We start from the raw sequence: 18,517 nt of genomic DNA on the forward strand, positions 1-18,517 counted from the left end.
CCTGGCGTCGGCCTGAAGGCGTTATCTCTCGACCAGCTCTACTGTGCCGTCCAGCCGCCGTCCATCGGCAAGGTCGTGCCGGTGATCTGCTTGGCTGCATCCGAGCACAGGAACAGCGTCAGCGCCGCAAGCTCTTCCACGGTGACGAATTCCTTGGTCGGCTGCGCGGCCAAGAGCACGTCGTGCTTGACCTGTTCCTCGGTCATGCCGCGCGCCTTCATCGTGTCGGGGATCTGCTTCTCGACCAGCGGCGTCCAGACATAGCCGGGCGCGATCGCGTTGACGGTGATGCCGTCCTGCGCGACTTCCAGCGCCACCGTCTTGGTCAGGCCCGATATGCCATGCTTGGCCGAGACATAGGCCGACTTGAATGGCGAGGCGACGAGCGCATGCGCCGAGGCCGTGTTGATGATGCGGCCCCATTTGCGGCTCTTCATGCCTGGCACCACCGCCTTGATGGCGTAGAAGGCGGCCAAAAGGTTGATGCGGATGATGGCTTCCCACTTGTCGTCGGGAAACGCCTCGATCGGCGCCACATGCTGGATGCCGGCATTGTTGACCAGGATGTCCAGGCTGCCGAATGCCTCTTCGGCGTCATGGACCATGGCGGTGACGGCGGCGCCATCCATCATATTGGCATCGGAGTAGCGGCACTTGACGCCGAAATCCTTCTCGATGCCGGCGCGCTCCTGCTCGATGGCGGCGGCATCGCCCAGGCCATTGATGGTGACGTTGGCGCCCTCGGCGGCAAAGGCGCGGGCGATTGCCAAGCCGATGCCGCTGGTCGAGCCGGTGACAAGCGCATTCCTCGAAGACAGGGAACCCATGGGAGATCTCGCAAGAGGTGGGAGGAACTGATGAGAATAGTTTGTGCGACGCAACACGACAATGCCACGGCCATATGTCGGCTCGATTACAGCCCCGCGACGGCCTTTGCCAGCTCCGTGAGAAGGCGTCTTCGAGGTGACACGGCATTGTCATGGTGCCGTGCAACATATTTGCCAGCGCATTCGCGCGGGTCATTTTCGAACCGTTGGGGGCACCTGGATGGAAATCGCCGATGTCGTGAAGCGCGCCTATGCGATGCCGCTCACCAATCCCTCCTTCCCGCCGGGTCCTTATCGTTTCTTCGACCGCGAATACATCATCATCACCTACCGCACGACACGCGAGGCGCTCGAAGCCGTCGTGCCGGCGCCGTTGGAGATCGACGAGCCGCTGGTCAAGTACGAGTTCATCCGCATGCCGGATTCGACCGGCTTCGGCGACTACACCGAGACCGGCCAGGTCATCCCGGTACGCTACAAGGGCCAACATGGCGGCTATGTCCATTCGATGTATCTTGACGACGACGCGCCGATCGCCGGCGGGCGTGAACTGTGGGGTTTCCCGAAAAAGCTTGCCAATCCCAAGATCGTTCATGAAGGCGAGGTGATCGTCGGCACGCTGCACTATGGTAGCGTGCTCTGCGCCACCGGCACGATGGGTTACAAGCACAGTGAGGCTGATCATGACCAGGTGCTCGCTTCGCTCGCCGCCCCCAATTTCCTGATCAAGATTATCCCGCATGTCGACGGCACGCCGCGCATTTGCGAGCTGGTCCGCTACTACCTCACTGATATCACGCTCAAGGAAGCCTGGACGGCGCCGGCCGCGCTCGATCTGCGGCCTCATGTCATGGCCGACGTGGCGAAGCTGCCTGTGCTTGACATCGTGTCGGCGGTTCACTTCAAGGCCGATCTGACGCTCGGCCTGGGCGAAGTCGTGCATGATTACCTCCCTGACCACAGCCGATCCGCTGCCAGCGCAACCGAGCTGGAGAAAGTCGGTGCTTGAGCGTAACCGCAACAAGGCAGCCGCCGCCACCATCGAGGAAATCACGGCGCAGTATGACCGTATCGCGCTGGTCTTTCAGGGCGGCGGCGCGCTCGGCGCCTATCAGGCAGGGGTCTACCAGGCGCTGGCCGACGCAGGCTGCGAGCCGAGCTGGCTATCAGGCGTCTCAATCGGCGCCATCAACGCCGCGATCATCGCCGGCAATGAACCGAGCCGCCGACTGCAACGGCTGGAACAGTTCTGGCAGACGATTTCCGGCCGCAAGATCTGGTCCTACACGCCCGAAGGTGACATCTACCGCGACATCCGCAACCAGACCTCGTCGTTGATGACGATGACGATGGGCCAGCCCGGCTTCTTCAAGCCGCGCAATCCCAATCCCTGGTTCCAGCTGTCGGGAGCGGAAGGCGCCACCAGCTTCTACGACACCGCCGAGTTGAAGGACACGCTGGAGAGCCTGATCGATTTCGACGTGCTGAACGACGGCAAGAAGCGGCTGAGCGTCGGCGCGGTCAATGTCAGGACCGGTAACTTCGTCTATTTCGACACCGAGAACGTGCGTATCGAGCCGGAGCACATCATGGCGAGCGGCGCGCTGCCGCCGGCCTTCCCCTCGATCCGCATCGAGGGCGAGTATTACTGGGATGGCGGCATCGTCTCCAACACGCCGCTGCAATATCTGCTCGACCAGGAAGAGGACCGTTCCTCGCTGGTCTTCCAGGTCGATCTGTTCAGCGCCCGCGGCGTGCTGCCGCGCGGCATGGCCGACGTGCTGTCGCGCCACAAGGACATCATGTATTCGAGCCGTACGCGGCAGAACACCGATAATTTCGAGCGCATCCATGCGCTGAAGATGAAGCTGCTCGATGCGCTGAAGCGCGTGCCGCCGGAGCAGCTTAGGGAAGGCGAGCAGGAGTTGATCGCCGACTATTCCAACGCCGGCGTGGTCAACATCGTCCACCTGATCTACCAGCACAAAGGCTATGAGGGCCACGCCAAGGACTATGAGTTTTCGGGCACCTCGATGCGCGAGCATTGGGAGATGGGCCTCGAGGACACCGAGCGCACGCTGCGTCACAAGAAATGGCTGATGCTGCCGACCAATGCCGACGGCGTTACCATCCACGACCTGCATCGCGAAGATCCGACCTGAGTTTCGGGCGGGGCGCCCGGCTCGGAATACTGAGCCGGGCTCAGAATCTGAGATTGGCGCCGGCTCTCAGCAAGAGCCAATAGAACAGGCCGGTCGCCCCCGCCGCGATCAACAGCGCCAGCTCGAAGCCGCCCGGCGTTTGCGTGAGCGGCAGCCCGGCGGTGTTCATGCCGAACATGCCGACGATCAGCGAGCCCGGCAAAAGCAGCGCGCTCATCACCGCCAGCGCCTTCAGGCTGCGGTTGGATTCGTCCGCGAGCTCGGCGGCGACCTCGTCCTGCAACAGCCGCGCACGGTCGTTGACCATGACGACTTCGCGGTCGAGCCTTTCGAGCCGCGTGGTAAGCCGGCGCAGGATCTCGTGCGCCCCTCCCGACAGCTTCCAGTCCGACCGGTCCTCGTCCTGGAAAAGTGCCGCCAGCGCCGAGATCGGGCGGTGCAGGGAGACCGCCAGCCGGCGAACATCTTTCAGCCGCCGCCTTTCGTCGGCAAGCCGTTCGGTCACCAGATGATCTTCCACCTCGTCGAGCCGCTTGGTGGCGACTGCGAGCCGCAGGCTCGTTCCGCCGCAGAACGCCAGCACGATCGCCTCGAACAGTTCGAAGGCGGTGGCGGGCCGCAGCCCCGCGGCCAGCGCCTCGTGCACCTCCTCGACCGCTGCCAGCGAATGGCGGCGGCCGGTCACCAGCAGCCGCTCCGAGACCGCGAAGCGCAATCTGCCGATGGTGGTCGACTGACGCGCGATTTCGCTGTGCAGGTCGGCGGAAATGCCATGAACCACACCGCCCTCATGCGCCAGCGCGGGGCTGTCCTCATGGCCTTCGAGGATCGCGTTGGCCGAAGCCGGCAAGTCGCAGGTACGGCTGACCCAGGAATGGGCGCGCTGGTCGACGAGATCGACATGCAGCCACACCCAGCCTTCCGGCATCGCCAGTGCTGTGGCGATGTCGCGCGGAGCAAGCGCCACCGGCGGTTTGCCTGGCAAGCCGTGACAGGCCCAGACCAGGCCAGGCGCCGGATGCTGGTCGTCGACGGCAAGCAGGGCCAGATGCGATGCGTCGTTCATGACTGCCGCCCGAAATCGTCGCGAACCTGTCGCCGGAAAACGAGACGGCGCCAATGTGGCGCCGTCGTTAGTGTCGTCGCTTCGCCCGCTCAGAACACCTGGCGGAAGATGATGAACAGCACGAAGGCCAGCGTGATCGAGCAGGGCAGGGTCAGCACCCAGGCGAGCAGCAGGTTGCGAACCGTCGACCATTGCAGACCCGAGCCGTTGGCAGCCATGGTTCCGGCGACGCCGGACGACAGCACATGGGTCGTCGACACCGGCAGACCCAAGCGGTCGGCCATGCCGATAGTGACCATCGCCACGAGTTCGGCGGCAGCGCCCTGGCCATAGGTCAGGTGGCTTTTGCCGATCTTCTCGCCGACCGTGACGACGATGCGTTTCCAGCCGACCATGGTGCCCAGGCCAAGCGCCAGGGCCACCGCGACCTTCACCCATATCGGGATGAACTTCGTCGCATTGTCGACGGCCTTGTGATAGTCGGTGACCGCCTTGAGATCGGCGGCCTCCATCGGCAGCAACTTCTTCTTGTCGATCAGCTTAAGCGCCTCGCCGATCAGATAGATGTCGTTGCGGGCGTTGCTGACCAGATCTGTCGGCACGTTGTCGACCGAAGCGTAAGGCTGCAACTCGGCCGTCGTGTTGTGGATGTAGCTCTGCAGAGCGACGGTCGTCTTGTCGCTCCAGCTCCGGGTGCGCACGGCATCCTGCACGGCAGCCTTGGCATCCTTCGCATCGGCGACGGTGACACCGGGCTTCACATATTTGCCTAGCGCGGTCTCCACGCTGACCGAAGCCGACTTGTAGGCTTCGAGATAGTTGATGTCGGGCGTGCGGTTGAGCGCATAGGCCGTCGGCACCACGCCGATCAGGATCAGCATGATCAGGCCCATGCCCTTTTGTCCGTCATTGGAGCCATGCGCGAAGCTGACGCCGGTGCAGGTGAAGATCAGCAGCGCGCGGATCCACCAGGGCGGCGGGGCATTGCCTTTCGGCGCCTCGTAGAGCGCCGGATTGCGGACGAGAAGCTTCATCGCGTAGAGCAGGATGGCGGCGGCGAAGAAGCCGATGATCGGCGACACCAGCAACGTCACGCCGACATTGGTGGCCTGCGACCAGTCGACGCCGCTGGTGGCGCTGCCGGCAGGTGCCATGAATTGGTTGGCGAGGCCGACGCCGATGATCGAGCCGACCATGGTGTGCGAGCTCGACGCCGGCAGGCCGAGGAACCAGGTGCCGAGGTTCCACAGGATCGCGGCCACCAGCAGTGCGAACACCATGGCAAAGCCGGAGGAGGAGCCTACCTGCAGGATCAGCTCGACCGGCAGCAGCGACAGGATGCCGAAGGCGACCGCGCCGCTGGAGGTGAGAACGCCGAGGAAATTGAAGGCGCCCGACCACATGACGGCGAATTCCGCCGGCAGCGAGCGCGTGTAGATGACGGTCGCCACCGCATTGGCGGTGTCATGGAAACCGTTGACGAATTCGAAGCCGAGCGCGATCAGCAAGGCGATGCCGAGCAGGATCCACGGCACCGTCCTGGCCACCGCCAGATCCTGGCTCAGCGCGTAGCCGACATAGACCACGCCGACCAGCACCAGCACACCGAAGACCGGCAGGAACCACTTCGCGCCGCCCGAACTATCCAGCGGATGATCCGGCCTTGGAATGCCCGCCTCACTGGAAACTATGTCCACCATGTCCCACTCCTATTGCATTGCAGCAAAGAACTGGAAAAGACGCTATGGCCGGACGATGAACCCTGTGTGACGCCGGAGAGGCCTGGCCTTTCGCGCGGTCTCCTTCAGGCGGGACCGGAGCGTGTCTTTAGGATCGCCGAGAACAGCGGATCGAAGGCTCGGCTGATCGGCGCTGCGGCGGCTCCCAGCGCGATCGACCAGGGATCGGTTGTGCCGAGCTGCAGGCGCGGCAAGGTCCGGCCCGGCCGGTCGGCGATTGACGAAAGCAGCGGATGCATGGCCTCGACAAGCCGGCGCGCCAGCGCTTCCGGCGCGCCGCTGGTCAGGATGACTGTCTGCGGATCGAAGATGGTTTCGATGAGATGCACGCTCCAGCGCAGGTCATGCGCCGCGCCCTCGATCCAGCGCATGATCTTCAGATCATCCGCCGCGACCAGCGCGTCGATCTTTCCGTAGAGATCCTCGTCGGCAGGATCGAGATCAAGATGCTGGTAGAGCGAGGCGAGCGACGCGCGATGTTCCAGCGGCGTCGAGCCCGGACCGGCCGGCGACAGCAAGGCCATGCCGATTTCGCCTGCATTGCCATGACCACCGCTGTACAGCTCGCCGTTCAGGATCAGTCCGGCGCCGATGCCATAGCCGACATAGAGACACACCGCGTGATCGACGCCATGCGCGGCACCCACGATGCGCTCGGCCGTCGCGCAGGCCGCGGCATCGTTCTGCAGGCCGACATTCAGTCCAGTGCCTTTGGCCAGCGTGTCCAGCAGCGGAAACTTCTGCCAGGCCGGCATCATCCATTTGTCGTCCGAATTCTTCAAGCCGAACGGGCCGGGCATGGCGACGCCAAGACCGACGAGGCGTTTTTCCGACTGCGAGGAGATGCCGGACAGCTCGCGCCGGACGCCATCGATCAGGTCCAGGATCACCTCGACGCCCCTTGACGGCTCATCGAAAGGCAGGTTCGCCTCGGCGCGCGTCAGCACGCTGCCCATCAGGTCGACCGCGACCGCCCGCGTCAGATGACGGTCGATCTGCAGGCCGATGGCGAAAGCGCCTTCAGGAACCAGCCTGTAGGGGGTCGACGGCTGGCCCCGGCCCTTGCGCACCGCCTTGAGCGCGACGACCAGGCCATCGCTTTCCAGGTCCTCGATGATGTTGGAGACCGCCTGCTTGGTGAGCTGCGTCGCTCGCGCGAGGTCGGCCCGCGACAGCGCGCCATTGAGGCGCAGTGCCTCGATCATGACGCGGCGATTGTGCGCGCTTGTGCCCTCCTGGTTGGTGCCGCTCTTGGCGCGGATCTGGCTGATGTCGTCCATCGGCGTTTCCCCTCTTGACTCCATTAGGATATTGATCGACTAATTAAGTCAAGCGAATTGACTTAATGCAAACCGAGCGCCCAAAAACAAGATGGCCAAGGCCTCCGCCTGTCGCCACTGGTCAGCCGGGTAACCATCAGGTCACGCGACACGGATCCGGGAAGACGATGCCGAATGCCTGGCAGCGCCGGCCCGTCAACGCTGCAATGGGAGAAGAAAATGCTTAGGACGATCACCAAGACACTGGTCGGCGCGGTTTTTGCCGGAGGACTGCTCGTCCCCCATGCCTTCGCCGAGACGACGCTCAATGCGCTCTTCATGGCGCAGGCCGCCTACAGCGAGGCCGACGTGCGCGCCATGACGGATGCCTTCACCAAGGCCAACCCCGACGTCAAGATCAATCTCGAATTCGTTCCCTATGAAGGCCTGCATGACAAGACCGTGCTCGCCCAAGGGTCGGGCGGCGGCTATGACGTTGTGCTGTTCGACGTCATCTGGCCGGCCGAATACGCCACCAACAAGGTGCTGGTCGATGTGTCGTCGAAGATCACAGACGACATGAAGAAGGGCGTGCTGCCCGGCGCCTGGACCACCGTCCAGTATGACGGCAAGTATTACGGCATGCCGTGGATCCTTGACACCAAATACCTGTTCTACAACAAGGGCATCCTGGAAAAGGCCGGCATCAAGGCCCCGCCGAAGACCTGGGAAGAGCTCGGCGCACAGGCCAAGATCATCCAGGACAAGGGTCTGCTGAAGACACCAATCGCCTGGAGCTGGTCGCAGGCCGAAGCCGCGATCTGCGACTACACCACGCTGGTCAGCGCCTATGGCGGCGACTTCCTCAAGGACGGCAAGCCGGACTTCCAGAATGGCGGCGGCCTGCTGGCTCTGAAATACATGGTAGACAGCTACAAGTCGGGTCTCACCAATCCCAATTCCAAGGAATTCCTGGAAGAGGACGTTCGCAAGGTCTTCGAAAACGGCGATGCCGCCTTCGCGCTGAACTGGACCTACATGTATAACATGGCCAACGACCCGAAGGACTCGAAGGTAGCCGGCAAGGTCGGCGTCGTGCCGGCGCCGGGCGTTGCCGGCACCAGCGAAGTGTCGGCCGTCAACGGCTCGATGGGTCTCGGCGTCACCGCGGTCTCCAAGCATCAGGACGAGGCCTGGAAGTACATCACCTTCATGACCTCGCAGGCAACGCAGAACCAGTACGCCAAACTCTCGCTGCCGATTTGGGCCTCGTCCTATGACGACCCGGCCGTCACCAAGGGCCAGGAGGAACTGATCGCCGCCGCCAAGCTTGGCCTGGCCGCCATGTATCCGCGCCCGACCACCCCGAAGTACCAGGAGTTGTCGACCGCCCTGCAGCAGGCAATCCAGGAATCGCTGCTCGGCACGGCCTCGCCGGAAGATGCCCTGAAAACCGCCGCGCAGAACAGCGGCCTCTGATTTCCACCCATTGCGGGCGGCCTTGTGCCGCCCGTGCTATTTCTGAAATCGTGTTGAATTGAAAGAGGCTGCTCCGATGTCGAGCACCTGGATGACAACCCGCGCCTGGCTGCTGATGCTGCCGCTGCTCATGGTCATGGTCGCCGTCATCGGCTGGCCGCTGGTCGATACGGTCGGGCTCTCCTTTACCGATGCCAAGCTGGTCGGCACGGCCGGCAATTTCGTCGGCGTCGACAATTACACCAACATGCTATCGAGCTCGAATTTCTCGCGTACGCTGATCACCACGACATTGTTCGCGGTCATTTCGGTCGCCGCCGAAATGGTGATCGGCGTCCTGGCCGCCCTTCTGCTCAACCAGGAATTTCGCGGCCGTGCCATGCTGCGCGCCCTCATGATCCTGCCGTGGGCGCTGCCGACCGTGGTCAACGCCACGCTGTGGCGGCTGATCTACAATCCCGAATATGGCGCGCTCAACGCCGCGCTGACGCAACTGCATCTTATCGACGCCTATCGGTCCTGGCTCGGCGAGCCGGGCACGGCGCTGGCTGCCCTCATCGTCGCCGATTGCTGGAAGAACTTTCCGCTGGTGGCGCTGATCGCGCTCGCCGCCCTGCAGGCGGTACCACGCGACATCACCGCGGCCTCGCTCGTCGACGGCGCGGGACCGTTCAATCGCTTCCGTTTCGTCATCCTGCCCTATCTCGCAGGCCCGCTGATGGTGGCGCTGGTGCTGCGCACCATCGAGGCTTTCAAGGTCTTCGACATCATCTGGGTGATGACCCGCGGCGGGCCGGCAAACACCACGCGAACACTGTCGATCCTCGTCTACCAGGAAGCGTTCTCCTTCCAGCGTGCCGGCTCGGGCGCGTCGCTGGCGCTGATCGTCACCTTGCTCATCACGCTGCTCGCCGTCGCCTATGCGGCCCTGGTGAGGAAGACCGCAGGGAGTGCCGCCTGATGGAACGCAAGAGCCCCGCTTTCACCATCTTCATCTATGCCTGCGCGCTGCTGCTCGCCGCGATCATCCTTGCGCCCATCGCCTGGCTGTTCATCATGAGCATTTCGCCGGCCGCCGATCTTGCCGCCAAGCCGCTGCGCTGGTGGCCGCAGGCAGCCGATTTCTCCCGCTACCAGCTATTGCTGTCGACGGCTGAAAACAGCGCCGGCGCCGCCTTCACCTCTTCGCTGCGCAACAGTCTCGAGATCGCCGGCATGGCGACGCTGGCGGCACTCGCCTTGGCCATTCCCGCCGGCTGGGCGGTGTCGCGCACGCCCGCGATCGGCTGGTCGCTGTCGATGGTCATCGCCACCTACATGCTGCCGCCGGTGGCGCTGGCCGTGCCGCTCTATATGGGCCTGTCGCATCTCGGCCTGCTCAACAATGTCTTCGGCCTGGCTTTGGTATATCTCACTATCCTGGCGCCCTTCACCACCTGGCTGATGAAATCTGGTTTCGATTCCATCCCGCGTGAGATCGAGGCGGCGGCGATGATCGACGGCGCCGGCCTGTTCCAGACACTGCGCATCATCACATTGCCGCTGGCGGCACCGGTGATGGCGACATCGGCGCTGTTCGCCGTGCTGCTGGCCTGGGACGAATTTTTCTATGCGCTGCTGTTCACCTCGGACCAGCGCGCCAAGACCTTGACCGTCGCCATCGCCGATTCGGCCGGCGGCCGTGTTTCCGACTACGGATTGATCGCCACGGCCGGGGTGCTGGCCGCGCTACCGCCGGTGCTGATCGGCCTTGTCATGCAGCGGGCGCTGATCTCGGGCCTGACCAGCGGCGGTGTGAAAGGATGACCATGACTGCAACAGGGATTCGGCCGGCCGGACTGGTCGCCATCGATCGCGAAATGCAGCGCCAGCATGCGGATGCGCGCGCTTCATTCGAACAAAACACCGCCATGGCGCTAAAGGTCGCCGGCTCGATCAGGAAGACCGGACGCCTGCTCCTGCTTGGCATGGGCGGCTCGCATGCGGTGGGGCGTGCCGTTGAGCCGCTCTATCGCACGCTGGGCATCGATGCGCTGGCGCTGCCGCTGTCCGAACAACTCGGCCAGCCGCTGCCGCTCGAAGACCGCACCGTGATCGTGACCTCGCAATCCGGCGAGAGCGCCGAGGTCGTCAGATGGTTTTCGCAGACCGGCGGCAGCTCGGATATTTTCGGCCTGACGCTCGAAGGCAGTTCATTTCTCGCCCGCACTGCGCCTTGCCTGGTCGGCGCTGGTGGCACTGAGCTGGCTTTCGCCGCGACCCGCAGCCTGACCGTGACCCTGGCCCTGCATCTGGCCATCCTGGCTGCTCTGGGTGAGGATCCGGCCGCCGCGCTTGCTGTGCTCGAGGCTCCGCAGGATTGCGTCATCGCCCCCGCACTTGTCGCGCTTGGCAAGGTGGACACGATCGTCACCTCCGGTCGCCGCCTGCAAGGCGTGGCCGAAGCCCTGGCGCTTGGGCTGACCGAACTGTCGCGGCTCCCCTGCTTTTCGCTGGAAGGCGGCCAGTTGCGGCACGGGCCGATGGAGATGCTCGGCCCCCAGATCGGCGTCGTCCTGTTTCGTGGTGACGACCTGACGTCGGACCTTGTCACCGCCATGGCCCTTTCGGTGGTAGAGGCCGGCGCGCCGCTGGTCATCTTCGACGCGTCCGGGCAACCGCCTGTCGTCGGCGCCGTCACGCTCTCGTTCAGATCAGCATCGGGGATGGCCGCTGTCTTCGCCATGCTGCCGGTGGCGCAGCGCCTGATGATCGCCTTCGCCGACAGCCGCGTCGACAATGCCGGCACGCCCGTGCGCACCACCAAGATCACCAGGAGCGAGTGATGCGTCCGCTGGCGGTAATCGGTAACGTCAATGTCGACCTGATTGTCGGCCCGATCGCGCCATGGCCGAAGGCGGGAACCGAGACCGTCGTCGACCATGACGAATTGCGGGTCGGCGGCCAGGCCGGCAACACCGGGCTTGCCTGGCAAGCGCTGGGCATCGATTTCGCGATTGCCGCCAATGTCGGTGACGACCAGTTCGGCCGCTGGCTTCGCGAAGCGTTTGGATTTCGCGCCGAGAAATGGGCGGTCCGTCCCGAAGGTACGACCTTGTCGGTCGGCATGACCCATCCCGATGGCGAACGAACTTTCTTGACCACGCGCGGCCACCTGCCCCGCTTCAGCCTCGGCGATGTCTTGTCCGTTCTCGACGGCGGCGCGCTTTCCGGTGGCTATGCATTGCTCTCCGGCTCCTTCCTGACCGAGGACCTCACGCGCGACTATGAAGCTTTCTTCGACTGGACCGACAGCCACGGCATATCAGTGGCGCTCGACACTGGCTGGCCGATCGATCGCTGGACCGAGGCCAATTGCGCCGCGACAAGGGCGTGGCTCTCGCGCTGCGCGCTGGCGTTGTTCAACGAAGTCGAGACGGTGACCCTGGCGGGATTGCCAGGTCCTGAGGAAGCGGCGCGTGAAATCCGATCCAGCATGAGGCAAGGTGCGACCTTTGTGGTCAAGCGCGGACCGCGTGGCGCCATCGCCATCGGCCCGGACAATACGCTTGTCGAAGCCGTCGCGCCCGATGTCCGTGTCGTCGACACGATCGGGGCCGGCGACGTCTTCAATGCCGCCTTCCTGGCCGCATTGGCACAGGAACAGCCGCTGTCCGCCTGCCTCCGCGCCGCGACGCATGTCGCCTCGCGCGCCATTTCCACCTTGCCCCGCAACTATGGCGGGCCGATGCAGTTCGAGGGTCCCATGCATGAGCGCGCTTGAAATCCGCGGCATCCGCAAGAGCTATGGCAGTGTCGAAACGCTGAAAGGCATCGACATCGCGCTGCAGAGCGGTGAATTCCTGGTGCTGCTCGGCTCATCCGGCTGCGGAAAATCGACGCTTCTCAACATCATCGCGGGACTGGCCGAAGCCACGAGCGGCGACGTGCTGATCGGCGGCCGCTCGATACTCGGCGTACACCCCAAGAACCGCGACATAGCCATGGTTTTCCAGTCCTATGCGCTCTATCCGAACCTGACCGTGCGCCGCAACATCGGCTTCGGACTGGAGATGCGCGGCGTCGCGGCCGACGAGCGTGACAGGGCGGTGAACGAAGCGGCAAGGCTGCTGCAGATCGAAGCTCTGCTCGACCGCAAGCCGAGCCAGCTGTCCGGCGGCCAACGCCAGCGCGTCGCCATCGGCCGGGCGCTGGTACGCAAGCCGCAGGTCTTCCTCTTCGACGAGCCGTTGTCCAACCTCGACGCCAAGCTGCGCCTGGAAATGCGCACCGAGTTGAAGCGCCTGCACCAGATGCTGCAGACCACCGTCGTCTATGTCACCCACGACCAGATCGAGGCGATGACGCTGGCCAGCCGCATCGCTGTCATGCGCGACGGCAGGATCGAGCAGCTCGGCACCCCGGAAGAAATCTACAACGACCCGGCAACACTCTATGTCGCCGGCTTCGTCGGCGCGCCGTCGATGAATACGCTTCAGGCCACCATTGCCGGCGGCAGGCTGGCCATTGCCGGGTCCGATGTACGGATCCCTTTGCCCGCGCGCTATGCGAATGCGGCTCATGAGCGCGCACAAATGGTCGTCGGCATCAGGCCGGAAGCGCTTCGTGTGGCGACCGGAGCCGCCACGGACCTGTCATTGCCGGTGGAGATCGAGGTGGTCGAACTGACTGGCCCTGAACTGGTCACCACGGCCCGGATCGGCGCGCAGCGGCTGACGGCTTGCTTGCCGCCGCGAGCCCAGCTCGCCAAGGGCGAAAAGCGCAACCTCACCTTCGACGAGGCCGCGCTTCGCTTGTTCGACCCCTCGACAGGCAAGGCCTTGCCGGCGATTTGAGATCACAGCGTCGTCCTGCACCCGCGCAGGCAGGCCTATTTGGCGATCTCGAGAAGTGACGATACCAAGAGTTGGCGCTCGTCCTTCGACAGCACGTCGGAATCGAACAGGTTCATGCTGCGCAGTCCTTCGATGGCGAGATAGCAGACCAGCAGCGATCTGAGGTCCGGCGCCTCGCCCTTCAGGCGCTCGAAAAGCTGCCGCTTGAATGTCTTTATCGGCGTCATGAAATCGGGATCCTCGGCGATCGCCGAAAAAATCCAGGATGCCGACGGCTGCTTTTCCTCGCAATCCTCGGCTGACAGTCTGATATAGACGGCGAGGGGATTTTTGCCGTTGTCGTTGCTGTTCGCGGTTTCCAGCGCTTGCTCGAAATCGCGCAGATAGTCTTCGACGAGGCCCTGCATCAATTTGGCCTTGGTCGGGAAATTGTAGAGCAGCCCCCCCTTCGACACGCCGGCGCGGCTGGCGACTGCATCGAGCGACAGGCTACCGGGCCCGGATTCCCGGGCAACATCAGCCGCCGCGGCGAGAATCTTCTCGCGCGAGTTCGGTCTTTGGGCTCTCATGGTGCCTCCCATCGCAAGCTTAGGCCCAATTGACAAGACCGTCCAGACGGTACAGTAAGACCGCCACCATTTGAAATCGGGACCCACAGTCCGTATGTGTCCCGAGTCCGTGCTTCGCGCCGGATTTTCGACTGAGGGGACTTCCTTGTTCAAGCGCATACTCCGTGTCTTTATCATTATTGTGGTTCTTGCCGTGCTCGTCATTGTGGTCGGCGGCATCGTCGGCTTCAACTTCCTGCGCGACAACGGCATCAAGCAGTATTTCGCCACCATGAAGCCGCCGGCGGCGACCGTGTCGACGACCATCGTCAAGCCGTCGAGCTGGACGCCGGGCGTCGAGGCGATCGGTACGGTGCGGGCCGTGCGCGGTGTCGACCTGACGGTCGAGACCGCCGGCATCGTCAAGCAAATCCCTTTCCATGCCAACCAGAAGGTGGCGGCCAATGCGGTGCTGCTGCAACTCGACGACGCCGTCGAGCGCGCCGATCTTGATGCGCAGAAGGCGCAGGCGGCGCTCGATCAGACCACGCTGACCCGCGCCATCGAACTGACAAAGCGTGGTGTCGGCTCCGACTCGACGCTGGACACCGCGCGTGCGGCGGCGTCCGCTTCGGCATCCCAGGTCACCAGGCTGCAGGCCGTGCTCGACCAGAAGCAGCTTACCGCGCCTTTCAACGGCACCGTCGGCATCCCGAAGATCGATCTCGGCCAGTACCTGTCACCTGGCACCTCGGTGGTGACGCTCCAGGATCTCGACACGATGCGGGTCGACTTTTCAGTGCCCGAACAGCAACTCCCGCTGCTCAAGATCGGCCAGACCGTTCGGCTCGGCCTTGGTGGCGACGACAAGCCATTTGCCGGCGCCATTCGGGGCATCGACCCCAAGATCGACCCCTCCAGCCGGCTGGTGAACATCCGGGCGGAAGTCGCCAATCCCGAAGGGAAGTTGACCCCAGGCCAGTTCGTGCAGGTGCGCGTCGAACTGCCCGCGGAGCAGAACGTGCTCTCCCTGCCGCAGACGGCGCTGACCACCAGCCTCTATGGCGACTACATATTCGTGGTGCAACCGGCGAAACCCGCCGGGGCGCCCCCGGCGCAGCCGGCCAAGCCGGGCGAAAAGCCAGCCGCTGCGGCCACCAACAAGCAGGCGGACACCAAGCCTGCGGACGCAATGAAGCCGGCGGCCGATGCCACCAAGCCGGCGGACGCCAAGCCAGCGGACAAGGCCGCTTCCGATGCCGCCAAGCCAGCAGCGGCCGATCCGGCCAAGCCGGCGGCCGAAGGTGAGAAGCCCACGCTGGTGCTGTCGCAGGTCTTCGTCAAGCCCGGCCGCCGCAATCAAGGCATGGTCGAGATCGTCGAAGGGCTCAAGGCCGGCGACGAGGTCGTCACCGCGGGTCAGAACCGCCTCTTCAACGGCATGATCGTCAACGTCGACAACACCATCGACCCGACCAAATCGGCAAACAAGCAGGCCGACCAGCAATGAGCTTTTCCGATCTCTTCATCCGCCGGCCGGTCCTTTCGACCGTCCTTGCCTGCATGATCCTGCTGCTCGGTTTCCAGGGCATCTTCAACCTGTCTATCCGGCAGTATCCGAAGGTCGACGAAACCGCGATCACCATCACGACGGCCTATCCGGGCGCCAGCGCCGACCTGATCCAGGGCTTCATTTCAGCCCCGATCGCGCGCGCCGTCGCCTCGACCGAGAACATCGACTACGTCACCTCGTCCAGCCGGCCGTCCTCCAGCACCGTGACGGTGCAGATGAAGCTCGGTTCCAATCCCGACGTGGCGCTGACCGAAGTGCTGTCCAAGGTCCAGGGCGTGCGCGGCACCTTGCCGGACGCCTCCAAGGACCCGGTCATCGTCAAGGGTACGGGTCAGCAGTTCGCGATGATGTACATCTCGATGCAGAATCCGAACATGACCAAGGAGCAGCTGACGGAGTATATCGAGCGCGTCATCAGGCCCCGCATGTCGACGGTCGAAGGCGTCGCCGACGTGCAGATCTTCGGCGCCCAGGAATATTCGATGCGCGTCTGGATCGACCCGGTCAGGCTTGCAGCGCGCGGCGTGACGGCGGCCGAAGTGCTGACGGCGATCAACAATTCCAACTTCCTGTCGGCGCCCGGCAACACCCAGAACGAATATGTCGTCTCATCGATCACCGTGCGCTCGACGCTGCAGACACCGGAAGCCTTCGCCGCGCTGCCATTGCGCTCGGCAGACGGCAATGTCGTGCGCCTGCGCGACGTTGCCCGCGTCGAACTCGGCGCCGAGAACACCGACACCAGGGTCTCCTTCAACGGCAAGCCCGGGACCTTCCTCGCCATCTTCCCGACCCCGGCAGCCAATCCGCTGACCACCGCGGCAGCGCTCACCAAGCTCGTCCCGCAGATCCAGGAGACGCTGCCCAAAGGCATGACGATCGAGGTCGTCTACGACGCGACCGGACAGATCAGCGCCTCGATCGAAGAAGTGTTCAAGACCATCGGCGAGGCGGTCGCCATCGTCGTCGTCGTCATCCTCCTGTTCCTCGGTTCGTTCCGCTCGGTGATGATGCCGATCATCACCATTCCGCTGTCGTTGATCGGCGTCTGCTTCCTTTTGTTCGCGGTGGGCTATTCGATCAACCTTCTGTCGCTGCTGGCCATGGTGCTGGCGATCGGCCTTGTCGTCGACGACGCCATCGTGGTGGTGGAAAACATCCATCGCCACATGGAAGAAGACCACATGCCGCCCATGCAGGCGGCCTTCAGCGGCATGCGTGAGATCGCGTCGGCCATCGTCGCCATGACGATGACGCTGGCCGCCGTGTTCGCGCCGCTGGCCTTCACCGGCGGCCTGACCGGCGCCCTGTTCCGCGAATTCGCGGTGACGCTCGCCGGATCGGTGGTGCTGTCTGGCGTCATTGCCATCACCATCACGCCGATGATGTCGGCGCGTCTCCTGAAGCCCGGCAATGCCGGCCGTTTCCAGCGTATCGTCGACGGCACCTTCTCGCGCGTCGAGCACGTCTATGAGCGCGCCGTCACCGGCTCTTTGAACTATCGCCCGCTGACGCTGCTCATCGTGCTGGCGCTTGTCGGCGTGACCGGCTTCATGTTCACCAAAACCTCGACGGAACTGGCGCCGGAAGAAGACCAGGGCTTCCTGCTCTCGCTGGTGACGGGGCCGCGCTATGCGACCTCCAATTACACCGAAACCTACGTCAACCAGATCCTGGGCCTGGTCAAGGATATTCCCGAAACCCGGGCGCAGTTCTCGGCCGTCGCGTTCGGCGGCACGACCAACAGCGCCTTCGTCGGTTTTGCCTTCAAGGATTGGGCGGAGCGGAAGCGCAATTCGAAGGAGCTGCAGGCCGACATCACGGCTCGTATTGCCAAGGTGGCGGGTGTCCAGGCGTTTGTCTTCGCACCGCCGACGCTGCCGGGCTCCGGCGGCGGCTTGCCGATATCCATGGTGGTGCGCTCGACCGGGGATTCCGCTCAGGTCTACGAGGAAGCCGAGAAGATCAAGAACAAGGCGCAGGCGTCGGGCCGCTTCATCGTCGTGCAGAATTCGATGGCCTATGACGCACCGCAGGTGACGGTGACCATCGACCGCGACCGCGCGGCCGCGCTCAACCTGCCGATCGCCGACATCGGCCGGACGCTGACGCTGCTGGTCGGCGGCGCCGAAGTGGCGCAGTTCGACCGCGACTCCAACAGCTATGACATCATCCCGCAGGTGCCGCAGGAATTCCGCGACAATCCCGAAAAGCTCGGCGAGTACTTCGTGCGCAGTGTGACGGGCGAGATGGTGCCGCTATCAGCCGTGGTGAAGATTTCGAACAATGCGTCGCCAGCGGCAATCGAGCAGTTCAACCAGCTGAATTCATCGACGATCTCGGCGCTGCCGCTGCCCGGCGTTACCACCGGCGATGGTTTGAAAGTCCTCGAGGACATTGCCAGGGAGAGCCTGCCCGACACCTTCTTCATCGACTATTCCGGCCAATCCCGGCAGGAGAAGGAACAGGGCAACACGATCCTGATCGCTTTCGGCGCGGCCGTCATCGTCATCTACCTGGTGCTGGCGGCGCAGTTTGAAAGCTTCCGCGATCCGCTGATCATCATGATGGCGGTGCCATTGTCGATCTTCGGCGCGATCGTGCCGCTCAATCTGGGCCTCGGCACGCTCAACATCTATACGCAGGTCGGCCTGATCACGCTGATCGGCCTGATCACCAAGCACGGCATTCTGCTGGTCGAATTCGCCAACCAGCAGCGCGAACTGCATGGCATGAGGCGGCGTGACGCCATCATCGCCTCGGCCAAGGTGCGCCTGCGGCCGATCCTGATGACGACGGCCGCGATGGCGCTGGGCGTGGTGCCGCTGATCGTTTCCAGCGGCGCCGGCGCCGCGGCCCGCTATTCGATGGGCCTGGTCATCTTCACAGGCATCCTGGTCGGCACCATGTTCACGCTGTTCGTCGTGCCTATGTTCTACACCTTCATCGCCAGCAAGGACCTGCCGCATCTGGCGGAAAAGCCGGATCCAAAGCTGATGCCGGCGCTGCCGAGCTGAGGCACAAGGCGC

General features: G+C 63.9%; 15 protein-coding genes. 10 read left to right on the plus strand and 5 right to left on the minus strand.

Translation table 11 applies throughout. The features are described from left to right. Window positions 1-38 precede the first annotated feature (38 nt). Window positions 39-827 carry a 3-hydroxybutyrate dehydrogenase gene (locus FJ492_RS09795; protein ID WP_140503422.1) on the minus strand — a complete coding sequence of 263 codons (789 nt, stop codon included), beginning with the start codon at window positions 825-827 and terminating at the stop codon, window positions 39-41. A 220-nt stretch (window positions 828-1,047) separates the two neighbouring features. On the opposite strand from FJ492_RS09795, the gene FJ492_RS09800 reads away from it, so the two are divergent. After that, on the plus strand, window positions 1,048-1,836 hold the full coding sequence (locus tag FJ492_RS09800; RefSeq protein WP_140503424.1) for an acetoacetate decarboxylase: 789 nt from the start codon (window positions 1,048-1,050) through the stop codon (window positions 1,834-1,836). Beyond that, complete coding sequence (locus FJ492_RS09805) at window positions 1,829-2,989, plus strand: patatin-like phospholipase family protein (RefSeq protein WP_140712870.1); 1,161 nt, start codon at window positions 1,829-1,831, stop codon at window positions 2,987-2,989. The genes FJ492_RS09800 and FJ492_RS09805 overlap by 8 nt, the downstream gene beginning before the upstream one ends. Window positions 2,990-3,029: 40 nt before the next feature. Here the strand turns inward: FJ492_RS09805 and FJ492_RS09810 are convergent, their stop codons facing one another. The 3 genes from FJ492_RS09810 to FJ492_RS09820 form a co-directional block, all read right to left on the minus strand. After that, window positions 3,030-4,055, minus strand: a complete 1,026-nt coding sequence (locus FJ492_RS09810; RefSeq protein ID WP_181166622.1) for a transporter — start codon at window positions 4,053-4,055, stop codon at window positions 3,030-3,032. Between the two features lie 89 nt (window positions 4,056-4,144). Further along, complete coding sequence (locus FJ492_RS09815; RefSeq protein WP_140503430.1) at window positions 4,145-5,755, minus strand: inorganic phosphate transporter; 1,611 nt, start codon at window positions 5,753-5,755, stop codon at window positions 4,145-4,147. Window positions 5,756-5,859: 104 nt separating this feature from the next. Further along, entirely contained in the window at window positions 5,860-7,074 is a 1,215-nt protein-coding gene (locus FJ492_RS09820; protein WP_140712876.1) for an ROK family transcriptional regulator, read from the minus strand. Window positions 7,075-7,293: 219 nt separating this feature from the next. On the opposite strand from FJ492_RS09820, the gene FJ492_RS09825 reads away from it, so the two are divergent. From FJ492_RS09825 to ugpC, 6 genes are all read left to right on the plus strand, one after another. After that, entirely contained in the window at window positions 7,294-8,532 is a 1,239-nt protein-coding gene (locus FJ492_RS09825) for an extracellular solute-binding protein (RefSeq protein WP_140503433.1), read from the plus strand. A 76-nt stretch (window positions 8,533-8,608) separates the two neighbouring features. Beyond that, window positions 8,609-9,493, plus strand: a complete 885-nt coding sequence (locus FJ492_RS09830) for a sugar ABC transporter permease (protein WP_140748030.1) — start codon at window positions 8,609-8,611, stop codon at window positions 9,491-9,493. Beyond that, a complete protein-coding gene (locus FJ492_RS09835) occupies window positions 9,493-10,338 on the plus strand; it encodes a carbohydrate ABC transporter permease (RefSeq protein WP_140769748.1) in 846 nt (281 codons plus the stop codon). The genes FJ492_RS09830 and FJ492_RS09835 overlap by 1 nt, the downstream gene beginning before the upstream one ends. Further along, window positions 10,335-11,357, plus strand: coding sequence for an SIS domain-containing protein (locus tag FJ492_RS09840; protein ID WP_140769750.1), 1,023 nt, complete (start codon window positions 10,335-10,337; stop codon window positions 11,355-11,357). Before FJ492_RS09835 ends, FJ492_RS09840 begins: the two co-directional genes overlap by 4 nt. Beyond that, complete coding sequence (locus FJ492_RS09845) at window positions 11,357-12,295, plus strand: PfkB family carbohydrate kinase (RefSeq protein ID WP_140769752.1); 939 nt, start codon at window positions 11,357-11,359, stop codon at window positions 12,293-12,295. The genes FJ492_RS09840 and FJ492_RS09845 overlap by 1 nt, the downstream gene beginning before the upstream one ends. Beyond that, entirely contained in the window at window positions 12,282-13,367 is a 1,086-nt protein-coding gene (gene ugpC, locus FJ492_RS09850; RefSeq protein WP_140769755.1) for a sn-glycerol-3-phosphate ABC transporter ATP-binding protein UgpC, read from the plus strand. The genes FJ492_RS09845 and ugpC overlap by 14 nt, the downstream gene beginning before the upstream one ends. 35 nt (window positions 13,368-13,402) lie before the next feature. Here the strand turns inward: ugpC and FJ492_RS09855 are convergent, their stop codons facing one another. Continuing rightward, the gene (locus tag FJ492_RS09855) at window positions 13,403-13,936 is read right to left on the minus strand and encodes a TetR/AcrR family transcriptional regulator (protein ID WP_140509808.1); all 534 of its coding nucleotides are present in this window, start codon (window positions 13,934-13,936) and stop codon (window positions 13,403-13,405) included. 145 nt (window positions 13,937-14,081) lie between these two features. On the opposite strand from FJ492_RS09855, the gene FJ492_RS09860 reads away from it, so the two are divergent. Together FJ492_RS09860 and FJ492_RS09865 are read left to right on the plus strand one after the other, a co-directional pair. Next, a complete protein-coding gene (locus FJ492_RS09860) occupies window positions 14,082-15,425 on the plus strand; it encodes an efflux RND transporter periplasmic adaptor subunit (protein WP_140769758.1) in 1,344 nt (447 codons plus the stop codon). Next, a complete protein-coding gene (locus FJ492_RS09865; RefSeq protein WP_140769760.1) occupies window positions 15,422-18,505 on the plus strand; it encodes an efflux RND transporter permease subunit in 3,084 nt (1,027 codons plus the stop codon). Before FJ492_RS09860 ends, FJ492_RS09865 begins: the two co-directional genes overlap by 4 nt. Window positions 18,506-18,517: the final 12 nt, after the last annotated feature.

The sequence above is a fragment of the Mesorhizobium sp. B2-5-4 genome, assembly GCF_006441095.1.
In the GTDB taxonomy this organism is placed as follows: domain Bacteria; phylum Pseudomonadota; class Alphaproteobacteria; order Rhizobiales; family Rhizobiaceae; genus Mesorhizobium; species Mesorhizobium salmacidum.